General features: G+C 68.1%; 13 protein-coding genes and 4 pseudogenes. 8 read left to right on the top strand and 9 right to left on the bottom strand.

Annotated elements, in window-relative coordinates; genetic code table 11:
* Positions 1-54: 54 nt before the first annotated feature.
* The 3 genes and pseudogenes from IPJ95_00350 to IPJ95_00340 form a co-directional block, all read right to left on the bottom strand.
* Positions 55-1,074, bottom strand: a complete 1,020-nt coding sequence (locus tag IPJ95_00350; protein MBK7922079.1) for a dihydroorotate dehydrogenase-like protein — start codon at positions 1,072-1,074, stop codon at positions 55-57.
* Positions 1,067-4,675: pseudogene (gene nifJ / locus IPJ95_00345) on the bottom strand (pyruvate:ferredoxin (flavodoxin) oxidoreductase). The gene IPJ95_00350 and the pseudogene nifJ overlap by 8 nt, the downstream one beginning before the upstream one ends.
* 68 nt (positions 4,676-4,743) lie before the next feature.
* Positions 4,744-5,781: a hypothetical protein gene (locus IPJ95_00340; GenBank protein ID MBK7922078.1), complete on the bottom strand. Its 1,038-nt coding sequence runs from the start codon at positions 5,779-5,781 to the stop codon at positions 4,744-4,746.
* Between the two features lie 691 nt (positions 5,782-6,472).
* Here IPJ95_00340 and IPJ95_00335 point away from each other — a divergent pair.
* Entirely contained in the window at positions 6,473-7,381 is a 909-nt protein-coding gene (locus tag IPJ95_00335; protein ID MBK7922077.1) for a hypothetical protein, read from the top strand.
* A gap of 195 nt (positions 7,382-7,576) precedes the next feature.
* Here IPJ95_00335 and IPJ95_00330 read toward each other — a convergent pair whose 3' ends face one another.
* The gene (locus IPJ95_00330; GenBank protein MBK7922076.1) at positions 7,577-7,795 is read right to left on the bottom strand and encodes a helix-turn-helix transcriptional regulator; all 219 of its coding nucleotides are present in this window, start codon (positions 7,793-7,795) and stop codon (positions 7,577-7,579) included.
* 112 nt (positions 7,796-7,907) lie between these two features.
* Between IPJ95_00330 and IPJ95_00325 the strand changes: the two genes are divergently transcribed.
* The 3 genes and pseudogenes from IPJ95_00325 (at position 7,908) to IPJ95_00315 (ending at position 9,342) form a co-directional block, all read left to right on the top strand.
* Positions 7,908-8,279, top strand: a complete 372-nt coding sequence (locus IPJ95_00325; GenBank protein ID MBK7922075.1) for a type II toxin-antitoxin system RelE/ParE family toxin — start codon at positions 7,908-7,910, stop codon at positions 8,277-8,279.
* Between the two features lies 1 nt (position 8,280).
* A pseudogene (locus IPJ95_00320) lies at positions 8,281-8,666 on the top strand (XRE family transcriptional regulator).
* 373 nt (positions 8,667-9,039) lie between these two features.
* Positions 9,040-9,342: a toxin-antitoxin system HicB family antitoxin gene (locus tag IPJ95_00315; protein MBK7922074.1), complete on the top strand. Its 303-nt coding sequence runs from the start codon at positions 9,040-9,042 to the stop codon at positions 9,340-9,342.
* A gap of 275 nt (positions 9,343-9,617) precedes the next feature.
* Here the strand turns inward: IPJ95_00315 and IPJ95_00310 are convergent, their stop codons facing one another.
* Both IPJ95_00310 and IPJ95_00305 read right to left on the bottom strand, forming a co-directional pair.
* On the bottom strand, positions 9,618-9,956 hold the full coding sequence (locus IPJ95_00310) for a hypothetical protein (protein ID MBK7922073.1): 339 nt from the start codon (positions 9,954-9,956) through the stop codon (positions 9,618-9,620).
* A gap of 236 nt (positions 9,957-10,192) precedes the next feature.
* Complete coding sequence (locus IPJ95_00305; protein ID MBK7922072.1) at positions 10,193-10,897, bottom strand: hypothetical protein; 705 nt, start codon at positions 10,895-10,897, stop codon at positions 10,193-10,195.
* 29 nt (positions 10,898-10,926) lie between these two features.
* Between IPJ95_00305 and IPJ95_00300 the strand changes: the two genes are divergently transcribed.
* Complete coding sequence (locus IPJ95_00300) at positions 10,927-11,217, top strand: type II toxin-antitoxin system prevent-host-death family antitoxin (protein ID MBK7922071.1); 291 nt, start codon at positions 10,927-10,929, stop codon at positions 11,215-11,217.
* A pseudogene (locus IPJ95_00295) lies at positions 11,192-11,478 on the top strand (Txe/YoeB family addiction module toxin). The gene IPJ95_00300 and the pseudogene IPJ95_00295 overlap by 26 nt, the downstream one beginning before the upstream one ends.
* A 945-nt stretch (positions 11,479-12,423) precedes the next feature.
* On the opposite strand, the gene IPJ95_00290 reads toward IPJ95_00295, so the two are convergent.
* The 3 genes and pseudogenes from IPJ95_00290 to IPJ95_00280 all read right to left on the bottom strand — a co-directional run bounded on the left by IPJ95_00290 (position 12,424) and on the right by IPJ95_00280 (position 13,738).
* Entirely contained in the window at positions 12,424-12,717 is a 294-nt protein-coding gene (locus tag IPJ95_00290) for a DNA-entry nuclease (GenBank protein ID MBK7922070.1), read from the bottom strand.
* A gap of 233 nt (positions 12,718-12,950) precedes the next feature.
* Positions 12,951-13,061: pseudogene (locus tag IPJ95_00285) on the bottom strand (hypothetical protein).
* A gap of 110 nt (positions 13,062-13,171) precedes the next feature.
* Positions 13,172-13,738, bottom strand: a complete 567-nt coding sequence (locus IPJ95_00280; protein MBK7922069.1) for a hypothetical protein — start codon at positions 13,736-13,738, stop codon at positions 13,172-13,174.
* A 406-nt stretch (positions 13,739-14,144) separates the two neighbouring features.
* On the opposite strand from IPJ95_00280, the gene IPJ95_00275 reads away from it, so the two are divergent.
* Both IPJ95_00275 and IPJ95_00270 read left to right on the top strand, forming a co-directional pair.
* Complete coding sequence (locus IPJ95_00275; GenBank protein ID MBK7922068.1) at positions 14,145-14,771, top strand: hypothetical protein; 627 nt, start codon at positions 14,145-14,147, stop codon at positions 14,769-14,771.
* A 463-nt stretch (positions 14,772-15,234) separates the two neighbouring features.
* Positions 15,235-15,459, top strand: coding sequence for a PD40 domain-containing protein (locus IPJ95_00270; protein ID MBK7922067.1), 225 nt, complete (start codon positions 15,235-15,237; stop codon positions 15,457-15,459).
* Positions 15,460-16,066: the final 607 nt, after the last annotated feature.

Raw genomic sequence — 16,066 nt, 5'->3', positions numbered from 1 at the left:
GCGCGACCCCCCGGAGTGCATCCCGGGGGGTCGCCTTGTTACCGCCCTACCGCCCTACCGCCCTACCGCCCTTACCGCCCTGAGCGCGTACGACCGCAACACCCGCATGTAGTTCGCCCGCTCCAGCGCCGCCGGCTCGGCGCACGACTGGTGGCTCATGCTCCCCTGCATCTGCCGGATCGACTCGTACTCGTGGCTCTCCATCCACTCCCGCACCCCGTCGAGCAGGGTCCGCACGTGCTCCGGGCCGTGCCGCAGCACCGCGCTCGCCACCATCGCCACCCGGGCACCGGCCATCATGCTCTTGAGCACGTCGCCGGCGCTGTGCACCCCGCCGGTGATGGCCAGGTCGGCGCTGGTGTTGCCGTACATGATCGCCGCCCACCGGAGCCGCAGCCGCAGCGTCCACGCGCTGCTCAGGTTGAGCGACGGCACCACCTCCAGCTTCTCCAGGTCGAAGTCGGGCTGGTAGAAGCGGTTGAACAGCACCACCCCGCGCACGCCGAGCTCCCCCAGCCGCCGCGCCACGTGGGCCGGCGCACTCAGGAACGGCGTCAGCTTCACCGCCACCGGGATCTTCACCGCCCCGACCACCTCCTGCACCAGGTCGAAGTACATCTGCTCCACCTCCGCGCCGGTCTGCCGCGGGTCGGTGGGGACGTGGTACACGTTGAGCTCCAGCGCGTCGGCGCCGGCGTCCTCCATCTTCCGGGCGTAGCGGGTCCAGCCGCCGGTCGAGACCCCGTTGAGGCTCCCGATCACCGGGATCTTCACCGCCTTGCGCGCCTCCTCCAGCCGGTCGAGGTAGCCCGACGGCCCCAGGTTGTAGGCCCACATGTCGGGGAAGTAGCTGGTCGCCTCGGCGTAGCTCTCCGCGCCGTGCGAGAGGTACTGGTCCAGGTCGTGGCTCTCGATGCTGATCTGCTCCTCGAACAGCGAGGGCAGCACCACCGCGCTCACCCCCGCGTCCTCCAGCCGGCGCAGCTCATCCAGCTTCTCGGTCAGCGGGGAGGAGCTGGCGACCAGCGGGTTGGGCAGTGACAGGCCCAGGTAACTCGTCGTCAGGTCAGTCATGGGCGGCCTCCGGACGGGGCACGGCGCCGAAGGCGGCGGGCGCCTGCGCCAGGTACTCGTAGCGGTGCCAGCGCTCCAGCAGGTCCTGCTCGGCCTGCGCCAGCAGCGCGGCGGCCTCGTCGGGATGGCTGTGCGCCAGCATCGTGTAGCGGGTCTCGTTGTAGGCGTACTTCCGCAGCGGCACCGTCGGCGCCTTGCTGTCGAGCTGGAAGGGGTTCTTGCCCTCCGCCGCCAGCGCCGGGTCGTAGCGGAACAGCGGCCAGTGGGCCGACTGCACCGCCAGCTTCTGCTGCTCCAGCCCGTGCACCAGGTCGTAGCCGTGGGCGATGCAGTGACTGTAGGCGATGATCAGCGACGGCCCGTCGAACGCCTCCGCCTCGCGGAAGGCCTTGAGGGTGTGGCTGTCGTCGCCGCCCAGCGCCACCTGCGCCACGTAGATGTGCCCGTAGCTCATGGCGAAGAGCCCCAGGTCCTTCTTGGGCGCCCGCTTGCCCCCCGCGGCGAACTTGGCCACCGCCCCCCGCGGGGTCGACTTGGACATCTGCCCGCCGGTGTTCGAGTACACCTCGGTGTCGAGCACCAGCAGGTTCACGTCGCGGCCGGTGGAGAGCACGTGGTCGAGGCCGCCGAAGCCGATGTCGTAGGCCCAGCCGTCGCCCCCCACGATCCACACCGAGTGCCGCACCAGGCTGTCGGCCAGCGCCGCCAGCTCCCGCGCCGCCGGGGTGTCGAGCCGCGCCAGCCGCCGCTGGAGCTCGGCCACGAAGGCGCGCCGCGCCGCCAGCTCCACCTCGCTCCGCCCCTCGGCCGAGAGCAGCCCCGCCGCCACCTCGGCGCCGACCTCCCCGGCCAGCTCCGTGAGCAGCGCCTGCGCCCGGGCCCGCTGCTGGTCCAGCGCCAGCCGCATCCCCAGGCCGAACTCCGCGTTGTCCTCGAACAGCGAGTTGGCCCACGCCGGCCCCCGCCCCTCGCGGTTCACCGTCCACGGCGTGGTGGGCAGGTTGCCGCCGTAGATCGACGAGCAGCCGGTGGCGTTGGCGATCATCGCCCGGTCGCCGAAGAGCTGGCTCAGCAGCTTGAGGTAGGGCGTCTCGCCGCAGCCGGCGCACGCCCCCGAGAACTCGAACAACGGCGTGAGCAGCTGCACGTCCTTCACGTGGTCCGGCGAGAGCAGCTCCCGGGGCACCTCGGGCAGGGCGCGGAAGAAGGCCCAGTTGGCCTGCTCGGTGGCGCGGATCGGCGCGTGCGGCGCCATGTTGATCGCCTTGAGCCGCACCTCCCGCTTGTTCTTGACCGGGCACGCCTCCACGCACAGCCGGCAGCCGGTGCAGTCGTCGGTGCTCACCTGCAGGGTGTAGCGCTGCGCGCCGAACTGCCGCCACCGCGCCGCCGCCGACTTGAACCCCTCCGGCGCGCCGGCCAGCGCCGCCGGGTCATAGACCGCCGCCCGCACCACCGCGTGGGGGCAGACCAGCACGCACTTGCCGCACTGGATGCAGATGTCCGGGTCCCAGACCGGCACCTCGTGGGCCAGGTCGCGCTTCTCCCACTGGGTGGTGCCCGCCGGCCAGGGCGCCGTCGGCGGGGATGGCGCTCACCGGCAGCGCGTCCCCCTCGCCGGCGATGAGCCGGGCCGAGACCAGCTGCACGAACTCCGGCGCCCCCGCCGGCACCGCCGGTCGCATCGGGATCCGGCTGGTGGCCACCGCCGGCACCGCCACCTCGGAGAGCGCCGCCACGCTGGCGTCCACCGCGGCGAAGTTCCGCTCCACCACCACCTCGCCCCGCTTGCCGTAGCTCTTCTGGATCCCGTGCTTGATGGCGGTCACCGCCTGGTCCTGCGGCATCAGCCCGCTCAGCGCAAAGAAGCAGGCCTGCATCACGGTATTGATCCGCCCGCCGAGCCCCGCCTGCTTCGCCACCGCGAGCGCGTCGATCACGAACAGCCGCAGCCGCTTGTCGATGATCTCCTGCTGCACCCGGGTGGGGAGGTGCTCCCAGGTGCGGTCGCCGCCCCACGGGCTGTTGAGCAGCACCGTGGCTCCCGGCTCCGCCAGCGCCAGCATCTCCATCCGCTCCAGCAGGTGGAACTGGTGGCAGGCCACGAAGCTGGCCCGGCTGATCAGGTAGCTCGAGCGGATGGGGTGCGGCCCGAAGCGCAGGTGCGACACCGTCACCGAGCCGGACTTCTTCGAGTCGTACACGAAGTAGCCCTGCGCGTGCAGCCCCGCGTCCTCGCCGATGATCTTGATCGAGTTCTTGTTGCCGCCCACCGTGCCGTCGGCGCCCAGCCCGTAGAACACCGCCCGCACCGTCTCCGCCGCCTCGGTGGAGAACGCCGCGTCGAACGGCAGGCTGGTGTGGGTCACGTCGTCGGTGATCCCGACGGTGAAGTGGTTGCGCGGGGCCGGGGCGGCCAGCTCGTCGAGCACCGCCCGCACCATGGCCGGGGTGAATTCCTTGGAGCCCAGGCCATAGCGGCCGCCAAGGATCAGCGGCGCTCCCTCCCCATCCGCCCGAATCGCCGAACCGGCGAACCGCCCCGGGTGCGCCTCCGCCAGCGCGGTGAGCACATCCTGGTACAGCGGCTCCCCGGCGCTGCCGGGTTCCTTGGTGCGGTCGAGCACCGCGAGCGCGCCGACCGTGGCCGGCAGCGCGGCCAGCAGCGCCGCGGCGGGGAAGGGGCGGAACAGCCGCACCTTGAGCACCCCACCTTCTCGCCCCGGGCCACCAGCGCCTCCACCGCCTCGTGCGCCACCTCGGCCCCCGACCCCATCAGCACCACCACCCGCTCGGCGTCGGGGGCGCCGACGTAGTCCACCAGCCGGTAGCCCCGCCCGGTGCGGGCGGCCAGCCGGTCCATCGCCCCCTGCACGATCTCGGGGCAGGCCAGGTACCAGGCGTTGCCCGCCTCGCGCGCCTGGAAGTAGACGTCGGGGTTCTGGGCGGTGCCGCGGATGGAGGGGTGGGCCGGCGAGAGCGCCCGCCGGTGGTGCGCCAGCCGGGGCAGCTCGGGGAGCAGCGCCCGCACGTCGGCGGCGTCGAGCGGGTGCACCCGCGCGATCTCGTGGCTGGTCCGGAAGCCGTCGAAGAAGTGCAGGAAGGGGAGCCGGCTCTCCAGAGTGGCGGCGTGCGCCACCAGCGCCAGGTCGGCCGCCTCCTGCGGGCTGCCGCTCACCAACTGGGCAAAGCCGGTGCCCCGCGCCGCCATCACGTCGCTGTGGTCGCCGAAGATGGAGAGCCCCTGCGTGGCCAGGGCCCGCGCCGCCACGTGGATCACCAGCGGGGTCAGCTCCCCCGCGATCTTGTACATGTTGGGGATCATGAGCAGCAGCCCCTGCGACGCCGTGAACGTCGTCGTCAGGGCGCCGGCCATCAGCGCGCCGTGCACCGCCCCCGCCGCGCCCCCCTCGCTCTGCATCTCGATCACGCTCGGGATGGTGCCCCAGGCGTTGGGCTTCCCCTCCGCGGCCCACTGGTCCGACAGCTCCCCCATCGGCGACGCGGGGGTGATCGGGTAGATCGCCACCACGTCGCTGGCCAGGTAGGCCACCCGCGCGGCGGCCTCGTTGCCATCCATCATCATGTACGGCTTGGACATGTCATGCCTCCCGACGAAGCCTCGCCGCCCCCGGGGGAGGGGAGGGTGAACGGGGCGTGAGGGGATTTTCACGATGCGCGGGGCGGGCGGGAAGCGGGAAGCGGGAAGAGGAAAGAGGGAAGGCGAGTCCACCGGCGGCTGTCATCCCGAGCGCAGCGAAGGATCCCTCCCGGTCCGTGCCGCACCGGGAGGGATCCCTCGTCGCTACGCTCCTCGGGATGACAGTCAGGGGGGCTGGGCGCAGCGCGCGGAGCGCGAGGATGTTCTCGCGTCAGCGATGGATGCCGAGCCGCGGCTTCAGCCGCGGATCGCGGGATCGCGGGGCGGGTCGCGCAGCCCCGTTTCCCGCTTCCCGCTTCCCGCTTTCCCGCTTCCCGTTTCCCGCTTCCCTCTTCCCTCGTCTCTCCTACTGCCCCACCCCCCACCGGATTCGGGAGGAGCATCGGGGTCGTCGGTTCGTCCGGCGTGGCGGGCCGGCTGGGGCCCAGCACGTTGGCGGCGCTGCGCCAGGCGGCGAGGAGGTCCGGCTCCTTGGCGAAGCGGAAGCGGTTGAAGCCATCGAGCACCCGCACCACCTGGTTCAGCTCGTTGCCGGCCTCCTCCAGGGCGCGGGCGGCGCGGACGTGCTGCCGCCGGGCGGTGGCCGTGGCGTCCATGGCCTGGTCGAACGCCGCCAGCTTCTCGCCCACGCTGGTCAGCACCGCCTCCGAGAGGCCGAAGGGCACCAGCGCCTCCTGGTGCTGCCGGGCGGCGTCGAGCATGGCCTGGGCCGCGGTCCGGAACGCCTGGTAGCTCCGGCTCTCGCGCACCCGGCTGAACACCGGGACCAGGGCCGGCAGCGCGTCGGCGGCCGCGGTCACCACGCTCGAGAGGTGCAGCAGCTCGCTCTGCTCCAGCGCGGTGCGGAGCTCCTGCTTGGTGGCCACGCTGGCGCGTTCGGCGGTGACCCCGGCGCGCTGCTCGGTGGCGAGCTGGGTGAGTTCCAGCAGCAGGGCGCTGAGCCGCGCGGTGGCGGCGGCGTAGCCGGCGCTGGCGTCGGGGTGCGCGGTGCAGAACTCGAGGGCGCGCACGCCCATGGACTGGATCCTCCGGATGGTGGCTTTCATGGACTGCTCCTCCTGCCCGCAGGACGGGCCGATCAGGTGGGTGCTGCAACGACGCTGTCGGGGGTAGTGCGGACCGGGGGGTGGTAGGTAGGAGGCCGGTCGGGGGTGCCCTTACGCCAAAGCTGTGCCAGCGCGGAACGGCCCGGGTCCGCGGCGGGCCCGGGACGGCGTGTGAGGCGGTGGCCCCGCGGCACGCCAAATAACGCGCGATTCTATATGCGCATCCGCACAGGGCACGGGGCGGTGGGGCTTCCGGCGGGCCGAATCGGGGCTTCGGCAGGTGTCCGCGATGGCGGGCGGGTGGCTCGAGTGTCCGCGATCGAGGACACTCCGGTCCCGAAGTGTCCTCGAAACAGGACGGTCGGGGGGGCGCCCCTGGCCGGCCGCGGGGGGCCGCTGGTGGGTAGGCGGGGTCGCCGCCGCCCCCATTCCAGGTACCACGGCCGTACGGGTGCGCGCTCGACGGTGACCGGGGTCGGCTCCAGGCCCCCTCCTGGCGGCTGCGGGGGGAGGTACCGAGCCGGGAGCCTCACGGGATCCAGGGGCGAGGGGCGGGGCCCCCTGGTCAGGTCCGCGCGACCGGTCTGGTGGGAGCATGGAAGCGGGCCGGCGGGGCGGGCCGGGCTACCGGGCGGGCGGCCGGGGCGATAGGATCTTGCTCACCCAGGATCCCATCGGCCTAGCTGGAGGCGTGAACCTCTACGCCTACGCGGGCGACAATCCAATTGCGTCTGACGATCCCTTTGGGCTCTGCGATCCGCCGGATTCGCCAATCTGCAAGTTCATTGTGGGCGTGGCTTCTCATCCAGGAGTTCAGCTACTAGACAAGAATCAGAGTGCGATCCTGGCGGTTGCGAGCCTTCCGGCGGCAGGAATGGGAGGTGGTGCAGCGATTAGCCCCGAGGTAGCTGCCCTTGGCAACGTTCTCAGGACATCAACCAACGGCCTCTTGCGCGCAGGTGGTGTGGCAACTCGTGTGGCAGAGGCGGTAGGGGGGACGGTTTCAGGGCTGGCCAAGTCTGAGGGCTACAAGGTTACGGTCGATGGAGCGAAGCACATCGTCGCTAGAATCAAGGCCACCGGCGACATCCGGGTCAGTATCGACAAGGTTGGATCACTTACCCGGGAAGGGCTCGTTTCCGCCGACAGAGCGCTGACCCATCTGAAGAATCTTTCCACAGAAGAGATCGTCGGCCTGATCGACAAGGCTAAAGACCTTGTCGGAATCCCCAAAGTAGAAAGACCATGGGGAGAGAGAGAAATGGAACGGACGGAGCTGAATGGCATCCTGACTGGTGGTTCCATCGAGCAGTATGATCTCGATGTGCGGCGGAACCGCCTGACCATGGTCATCCATGTGCTGGAGAATGGGACACTGTCGCAGCACGATGTGCTGTTTGAGAAGGTGAGCCGTTTCACCTATGAGACTGAAAGCAAGAGTGATGCGGGCGAGCGTCTAGAGGTTACGGAGCTGTGGGTAGATGCCGGTCCTGAATCATCAGCTACGGAGGAGTGGGATATTCTGATTAGCATCTTCGACTTGTCCCACATCCGGATTCAATGCTCCTCTGTCTCGCTCGACGGGGAGCCGATGCAGTAACGCCCTCTGGCTTGAGCTTCGCCTCGAGGTGCAGGGCGCCCTTACTACTAGGGGCGCCCTTTGCTTTTCTTGACGACCTCGTTGCGATGTCAGCTAGCTGCTTTGGTACGGCTTCGAGTCGCTAAGAGTGCGTCAACCACCTTGAGGACTGCACGCTGATCGGCCGGGGAAGTGCCTCCACCTGCTGCAGACGTTTCAGGAGTCGCGCAGTCTTGGGGCCCGGCCCTCCGGCAGGCTATTCACACCGAGCAGCTCATCAGTGGTCACTCGCAGCGCCTGGGCCAGAGCGGGCAGCTGCGGCCCGGGCGCCCCTGCGTCCGCCCGCTCGTAGTAGGCGATCAGCGGATTGGAGAGCCTCACCCGGGCTCCCAGCTCATCCTGAGTAAGCCCACGGTTCTGGCGCAGGCGCGCCACGCGCGGCCCGAACCCCTCGGCGGACCCCGCACTCTTCCCTCTCTTCGGTGTGGCCCTGGCCGCCACCGCCGGGTCCCCTTGACGGAGTATGCCAGAACACGCATACTTCAGCATGCGCCTCCCGCCGCGGCTCCCCGTCATTTGGGTCGGCTCCTCGCGGGAGGATCTCAAGGCCTGTCCCGAGTCGGTGCACAGCGTGATGGGCAAGGCCTTGCTTCAGGTCCAGCTGGGGCAGATCCCGCGGATAGGGAAACGCCTGAAGGGGCAGCTCAGCGGCCTGGTGGAGTTGGTGGATGCCTTTGATGGCGACGCCTATCGCGCCATCTACACCCTCAAGCTGGCCGGCGTGGTGTACGTGCTCCATGTCTTCCAGAAGAAGTCGACGCACGGGATCGCGACGCCGAAGCATTTGGTCGATCTGATTCTTCAGCGCCTCCGCACGGCGCAGGCCCACCATGCAGAGCACTTTGAGAAGGAGACGTGAGATGAGCGAGCGCGTGAAGGTCACGATGGGCAGTGGCAACGTCTTTCAGGACCTGGGCTATCCGGACGCGGAGGAGCGACTGGTAAAGGCCAGCCTGGCGCTGGAGATCGAGCGAATCATCGACCAGCGGAAGCTCACCCAGCGGGCCGCGGCGAAGCTGATGGGGATCGATCAGCCGAAGGTCTCCCATATCATGTGCGGGCGGCTGGAGGGTATTCCACTGAGCGGCTCATGGGCTTTCTGACCGCCCTGGGGCGCGACATCGAGATCGTGGTACGGAAGGTCCCCGCTCGCGGCGGCACGGTCGGCTCAAGGTCATCGCAGGATAACTGGCGCTCCCGCGCGCTCGTCTTCTTTGGCTGCTCACCTAGCAGCTGCTCACACTGACCCGCCCAACTAACGTATGACGTTGCCAGGCGCTGCGCGCCTGCAGCTCGTGCGGTGGCGTTGGGACGGCCCCGGGCGACCGGCCGAGTCGGTCTCGTCACTCGCGTCTAGGGCCAAAAGGAATGAGTCATGATGCACGCAGCTGAGACGGGGCCGCTAAAGAAACAAGCAGCAGCGAGTTAGCGAGCGGCATCGGTACGACGGATCGCAATGGGGTGCTTGCTCACCAAGGATGACATGGTCCTCGAAGCGGCGGTCAACGGGCGCTGCACCCGGATCGTGACCTCTAACCGCCGGGACATTGCGGGGAGTGAGCGCGTTGGGGTGACACCGGCGTCTCCCCTGGCCTTCTTGAACGAATCAGAGGGATGCCATGAGTGCCCTGAGTCTCAGACTGCCGAACTCGCTCCACGCCCGCGCCCGCGAACTCGCCGAGCGGGAGGGCATTTCGCTCAACCAGTTCGTCAGTACGGCGGTGGCGGAGAAGCTGGCAGCCCTCCTGACCGAGGAGTACCTGGGTGCCCGGGCGCGGCGCGGGTCCCGGGCGGCCTACCTGAAGGCCCTGGGAAACGTGCCGGACGCCCCACCCGCACCCGGAGACGAGCTCGCGTCGGGACATGGGACGCCGAGGACTCGGCCGCGGCGCAAGCGGACGGGCAAGGCGGGCCGGGCGTAGCGGGGCACCCGAAGCTGGCCGGACAGATGGACCTACGCTCCGGCCCGTGGACGCTTGCTCGCCAAGACCGCCCGGCTCCCCAAGCGCCTCCAGCTGGTCAGGCAGCTCCCTGCCGCTGGTCAGCGGACGGTGCTCAAGCTGGTCGAGGCGCTGGTGTAGGCCAGGCGCTCAGCCCAACCGCGCACCATAGCGCGCGCCGTTGGCTGAGCCAGCGCGCTCAGGCTAACAGGGCACCCGGATGGATGCCCTTCAAGCCGACCAGCCCGAAAGCGCCATCAGCCACCCTGGCGCAGGCTATCCACAAGCGCCTGGACCTTCTCCCACGTGGCTGCCCGCGGGGTCCAGGTTGTCTTGGCGTCATTCCCGTAGTGCCCAAAGTCGTAGCCACCAGTCGCGGTTCCGCAGACCTTCCAGCCCGCGGCGCCGTCTCGAATCAGCCTCCAGGAGAAAGTGTCAGTCGCGATCCGCACGGTTGCCACCCGCCGATCATACACCCTGGAATCGGTACGCTCTTCAGCCACCGTGGTCACTTCGGCTGAGACCTGTGCCGAGTCCCCCTCAAGGCTAGAAGCGAGTACCTGAAAGGTGGCAAGCGTATAGATGGGGTCGATCATCCCATCCGGAGGGCAGGCCTGAAGCGAATCCCCGAGTGCCCCGAGCACTCGGCGTCACTCCGACAGAGCGATCCAAGAAGAGAGCGAGGGTCCGCTCCGCATCCGGTGCTCGCGGACTCTGCGCGCTGGATCGCGAGTCTGTAGGAGCTGCCGCGTTTCCCTGGGGACGGCGCTCACATGCGCTAAGCGAAACGGCAAGTAGCGCAGCGGCAGCCCAAAGACGGGGAGACATGGGATTACTCCTCCTTGATCGGGCGGTAGAATGTCGGTGCGCCCTTCCCGTAGCTGCCCTCGTTGAACTTGCGTGCGCCCGTCGTGCCGTCGTTGTACCCAGAGCCATCCGCACGGTGCGGCGACCCGTTGTTTGCCCATCCCCACACGTTCCCGCCTTTGTCCGTTCCGATGTAGAGCCCAGCATGACCACCTTGGACGACCACATCACCCGCCTGAGCGTCGGAGGCCTCCACTTGGGTGTACCCGGGATGGTCCCCGCCCTTGAACATGCCAGTCGAGGCCTTGTGCGAACTCTTCCAGTCGCTACCCAAGCCGTCCTGAGTTGACCTGCGACAGAAGTCTGTGCAATCCCCAAGGTGGCGAGAGCCGTAGTCGACCGCCTGCGGATCCTTCTTGATTCCTCCGGAGAAGTACTGCGAGTAAGTCCACTCTCCGCTCTCAATCCCAGAGGCGAGAACCTGCGCACCCTGTTGCGCGGAGATCATCTTGTTGCAGTCCTTCCAGCCGTCTGCCTTGGTGCAGAGCCCGTACGGGTCGCTGAAGGCAATGGGGTTATTGCCTGCGTAGGCGTAGAGGTTGACACCTCCCGCCAGCCCGATGGGATCCTGGGTGAGCAGGGTCCTGCGCTCGCCATCATAGCCGCGACCGCGCCGGGTCGGAATCCCGAGGTGCCGAGCCCTTGCCGGGTCATCCCTGATGTTGTACAGTACTGTTGTACAGTTTCTCGGAGGTCGTCATGCCGATCCAGACCACCTACTCCAACGCCCGCGAGACCCTCGCCGACCTTTGGCGGGAAGTGGAGGAGAACGGCGAGATCATCATCATCAATCGCCGTGGCCACGAGGATGTGGCCCTGATCTCTGCCGCGGAACTGAGCAGCGTGCTGGAGACGGCGCACCTGCTGCGGTCCCCCGCGAACGCCCGCCGGCTGCTGACCGCCCTGCAGCGCGCCCTTGATGGGCGGACAGCACCGGCAACGGTCGAGGGCCTCCGCCGCGAGTATGGCCTTGAGCCGGCCGCCGAGTAAGCCTCCCCGCCGCGGGGTGTTCCAGAAGGAGTTTCGGGAGGATCTGCGGTTCTGGGTGGAGACCGACCGCCGGGTCGCGTTACGCTGCTTGGACTTGGTGGAGGCCGCGCTGCGGGAACCGTTCGCGGGCCTGGGGAGCCGGAAGGGCTCAAGCACCTCGGGGCAAACGTCTGGTCGCGGCGACTCACCCAGGAGCACCGGGTTGTCTACCTGGTGCGCGACGACGAGATCGACTTCCTGCAGGCCCGCTACCACTACTGAGTCGCTGGCACCTTCAGCGGCACCATCCCGATGGCCCTGGCCGCGCGTTCAGAGTGACCGCCGACGAGCTGCTTGGCCTCAAGCCGGTCAACGACGAGTCGTTCCCAAAGGCCCCCGTTTGCCCAAGCGCCCGGAAGGTATCGCTGATCTCCCGGCCGCTGATCAACGCATAGTCCTCAAGCTCGTCATGGCGCCCACTGAAGCGAGGCGGCACACGAAGCCGCGAGCGGGGGCGCGGGGGTGAGCTTATTCGGGAATCAGGCAGAAGGCATCCCGTGGATCGCCCCCAACGAGAATAGCGAGAACGATCAGTCCACCAGGTCGATCTGGACGCGGGCGCCGTCCGGAAGATCGTGGATCTGAGTTGCGAGCTCTCCCATGAACCGCATCCCAGCGATTGCGTCTGCGCATCGGAGATTCGATAGGCTGTACTCCCCACCCAACACAAACGGGTACCTCGCGAAGAGTCGTTCCCCCTCACTGAGGGGTCGATTCTGCAGCTGCCAATCGCGGGCAAGCGGATGTGCGGTTAGTCTGGGCACATCTCGAAGGATCATGCCCGCCCACTCGTCCACGCCGTCAGCGAGTCGATCCCTTTCCCCGTCTCCGGATCAAACCGCCACACAACCCCTTCGTGAATGCAGAATTGACCTGCCAGAGCATCCTGGGCGAAGAACAAGCACCCTTGAGTCAGGTTCCCGAACGACTCCCGCCACAGCGCGGTCGAGTTCCAGACCTCGAGGGTCAGGCGCGCTCGCCCACCACAAGGGAAGACATGCAGCGCTGACTCGAAAGCCATGAACCCATTCTTGAGTGCGAGCAGGCATTCGAGTTCTGGCGCACAAGCCCCAGCCAAGCTTCTGAGTTCATCTGTTAGAATGGCCTCACCCTCGCTCAGAGGCGGGCCACCGAGGGCAGCGAGCTTCCGAATGCTCTCGCCTGCAGTCATGGGACCACCGTGATACTTACATAGGAGCCATCCGGTACTTGGCGGAGCTGGTTCCCGATCGAGGCACCCGCCCCGCGATTGTCGCTCGGAGTCACGTAACGCACACTAGCTCCTGTGCCCCCAGTGTTAAGGATCGCGGGAGGGTACTCGTCTCGGTCGAATCCCGACCTTGTCGGTGTTCCTGACAACGCCTGGTCACGCCTTGCGGTGTTGCCTGCGCGATTGACGACACCGCCTGTCGGATGCCCGGCTGCTTGGGCTTCCTCGATGTGCGCAGCCGATTCAGGAATCTGCCCCGGCTAACCGTAATGGTGGTTGTAGCCTCTGAAGCAGCTGCCCTGCCCAGTGCCGCAGCCGGCCCGACAATGCCAGAAAGCCCAAGCCCCCCTCTGTGAATTCCATTCTGGTGAATCTCATGAGCTTGGCGCCAGGTCTCGGCTTTGAAATACGGACTGAGCGCGGCTCCGAGGCGGCTTGCAAGGCGACTGAACGCGGCTCGGTCATCCGCGGTAATGCAGCACGTTAGTCCGTATGGGTCGCTGAAAGCAATGGGATTGTTGCCCGCATAGGCGTAGAGATTCACGCCGCCCGCCAGCCCGATGGGATCCTGGGTGAGGAAGATCCCATGGCACATGGGCCGGCGAAGGACCTGGCGGAGGCCAGCGCGCCGATGCCGCCCCGTCGACTGCGCGTGACACCATCATGTTGCCCAGGGTGTCCGCCGGCCGCCCGTGCCCTCCCCCTTCAGGAGTCCACGAAGCCCTGGGCCTTGTCCCACTCGGCCTCGACGTCCAGACGCCGGGCCCAGCGCTCGAGGGCGCCGCGATCCACCAGGTCCTCGCTGACCCGCAGCATCTGCCGGATGTCCCGCAGGTGGCGGTCCGAGCCTCCGGCCCTGAAATAGCGGAGCTTGTTCAGGATAACGTACTCGATCGGAGCGAGCGCGACCTCGTCGGCATCGACCTGCCGCCGGACCACCCGCGCGAAGGCCCATGCGGTCAAGGCATCGTCGCCGGGCAGGTAGACATCGGCCCGCATCGTGGTGTCGTGATGCAGAACGTTGAAGTGGCCGTGCGCCGGGCGGGCACTCTCCGCCGCGATGACCTCGATGGGGGGCAGGTAGAACGCGTCCTGCGACCAGGCGCGGGCGAACCGCCCCGCGTCGGCCGGCTCGAGGGCCACGACCACGTCAATATCCCGGGTCAGGCGGGGCTCGCCATACACGACCGAGGCCACCCCGCCCGTGACCATGTACGGAATGCGGAGCCGGTTGAGGGGGCGGACGAACAGGGAGATCAGGTTCGCGTCCATCACGAGGACTCGCGAAGGAACACCCGCCGCACCTCGGCGTCGACCTGCGGCGGACTCCACTCGGGATGGCGCCCGCGCACCCCGGCCGCGGTCAGCGCCCAGGCCTGCTGCCAGAGCGCGTGCAGTGGGCCACCTTGTCCGAGGCGGACATGGCGCGCAGCCGGCGCACTTCGAACTCAAGCACGGAGGGCATCACTGAAAACTGCCGCCCCAGACACGCCACCACAAGTCGGCCGGGGGGCGCTGGCTCAAGGGGGTCCGGACACCAATAGGCCGCGACCTGGCGCCTCTGAAGGCGGGGGCCCGGGGCGGGCACCTGAGCCGGAGGTCCCGGCGCAGGCACTGGTACGCGGGGCGCTGGCCGCATCGCTGCGCCGGGGGCGCCGGGCGGCGAACGCCAGGGCGCATGAGGGCCGCCGGGGAGGGTGGCGCTGGAGCCGGCCCCCTGACAGCCGCCGGGGGCGGGCCGGACTACCGGGCGGGGCCCCGGGGCGATAGGATCTTGCTCACCCAGGATCCCATCGGGCTCGCCGGGGGCGTAAACCTCTACGCCTACGCTGGCAACAATCCCATTGCGTACTGGGACCCTTTCGGGCTCGAAGTCCGTGTCCTCGGACCTGAGGTCAGGGCTGCCATCGAAACGCTGAAGAAGTCCCCGACCTTCGCGCGGTTGTTCGAGGCAATGGACAGGCAACCTGCGGAGAAGCTCTTTCTACTCATCAGGCCATCCCGGTACGAGGAGGGTGGTAAGGTGGCGGAGAGCGGAGGAGGGCTGTTCGACCGCCAGCTGCCGTGGAGCCCGAACGGCAACATCGTCCTCGACGTGAGCAAGGACAACCTCGTGGACATTGCACTCCACGAGTTCATCCATGCGGCATCCTGGCTCGGGGATAAGGCCGGCACTGGGGTGGGAACAGCCTGTTCGTACGATGGCACACCTGCTGCGCAGCAGTGCATGACCGACTGGACCAAGAAGATCCGGGATGAGGTCGCGCAGGCCGAGGGTGCGGAAGGGAAGGATGGTGATCAATGAGCAGCCTCCGCAAAGTTGGCTACGCGTTCGGGGCGCTCGCCGCAGGTGCTACCGCATGCGTGCCGACAAGGGCGGCGGGCGGGGCGGCAAGTGACGTCACTGCCGCCAACGACACTCCTGTCGCATGGCTGGCCAGTAGTAATCGAGTGGTATTTCGCCGCGTTCTGAAGTCATTCAATGGGGATGTTGCCACTACAGCGTGCGCCCTTACGGGCATCTACAGCGTGGCGCCGACCGATAGCCCGAGTGGCGAAGAGGAGGTTCGGGTAGGCGGGGTAATGTGTGATGCGGTGTGGCAGGAGGATCATCTGGCTCTCAGCCCAGATGCCAGGTACCTTGTTCATACTCGGTTCGGCCCGCACGGCGAGCTGATGCGCCTCGACCTCAACGATCTCACCCAGTCGGCAATCGCGCGCTCTTGCTCCGCCCCTCGGCCTCACCGTCTTGGGCTCCCGGCGGCGGAATGATTGCGTTTGCATCACTCTGTGATCGGCCTGACGAGCTCCCTGCGCTCCACATCGTGCTTGCCGATGGGACCAGGGAGTGGGCTGTCGGTGGGCCTGGAGACAGCGCGGGAGATGCGACTCCGACTTGGGCGCCAGACGGGCGACGATTGGCGTTCGCGCGCTCACGCCCATCACAGTCCGACATTGTTACCATCGACACCGGGGGACGATTGAGCGTGTAGTGGGCCCCGGCTTCTCGCCCGCTTGGAGTCCTACGGGTGAGTGGATCGCAGTCTTGAGCGCGTCTCAGGTATCACAGGAACGGCGGTCGATCGTTCTGATCCGCCCCGACGGATCGGATCGTCGGGTCCTCCTCGACGCCTCGGATGCCCGCCTCCCCGCTGAGCCGAACGGACTGGGTCGGATTGTCGGGCCACTTGTGTGGGCCCCGGGCGGGAATGCTGTCGCCTTTGCTTATGCCGATGCCGTGTGGATCGTTTCACTCGAGGGGCCGAGTCTTCGGCGGCTCACTCGGGGCACCCCGCCAGCTAGGGGGTCCGCGGACGATCCCAAGTAGCAACCTTTGCTCCTCGAGGTATCCTAAGACCGGGAAGCCTGCCTCGTGACAAGGGGGCGCCCATTCTGGGGTGCCCCCTTGCTGCGCGGCAGAGGCCCAGCAGCGGGGCTGGCGCCAAAGGATCATGGTGTGGGCAACGCTCGTCCTGCCCGAAGACGAGGGCGTCGGCACTGACCCGGAGAGCGCGGGCGAGCTTACGGATGCCGTCGAGGGTGGGCTGGGCGCTGCCGGCCTCGTCGCGGAGGATCTGGATGCGGGGAGGGCGACCGGTT

Source organism: Gemmatimonadota bacterium (assembly GCA_016713785.1).
GTDB lineage: Bacteria > Gemmatimonadota > Gemmatimonadetes > Gemmatimonadales > GWC2-71-9 > JADJOM01.
The sequence above is the reverse complement of the archived record's forward strand: the minus strand, read 5'-3'. Positions and strand labels throughout refer to the sequence as shown.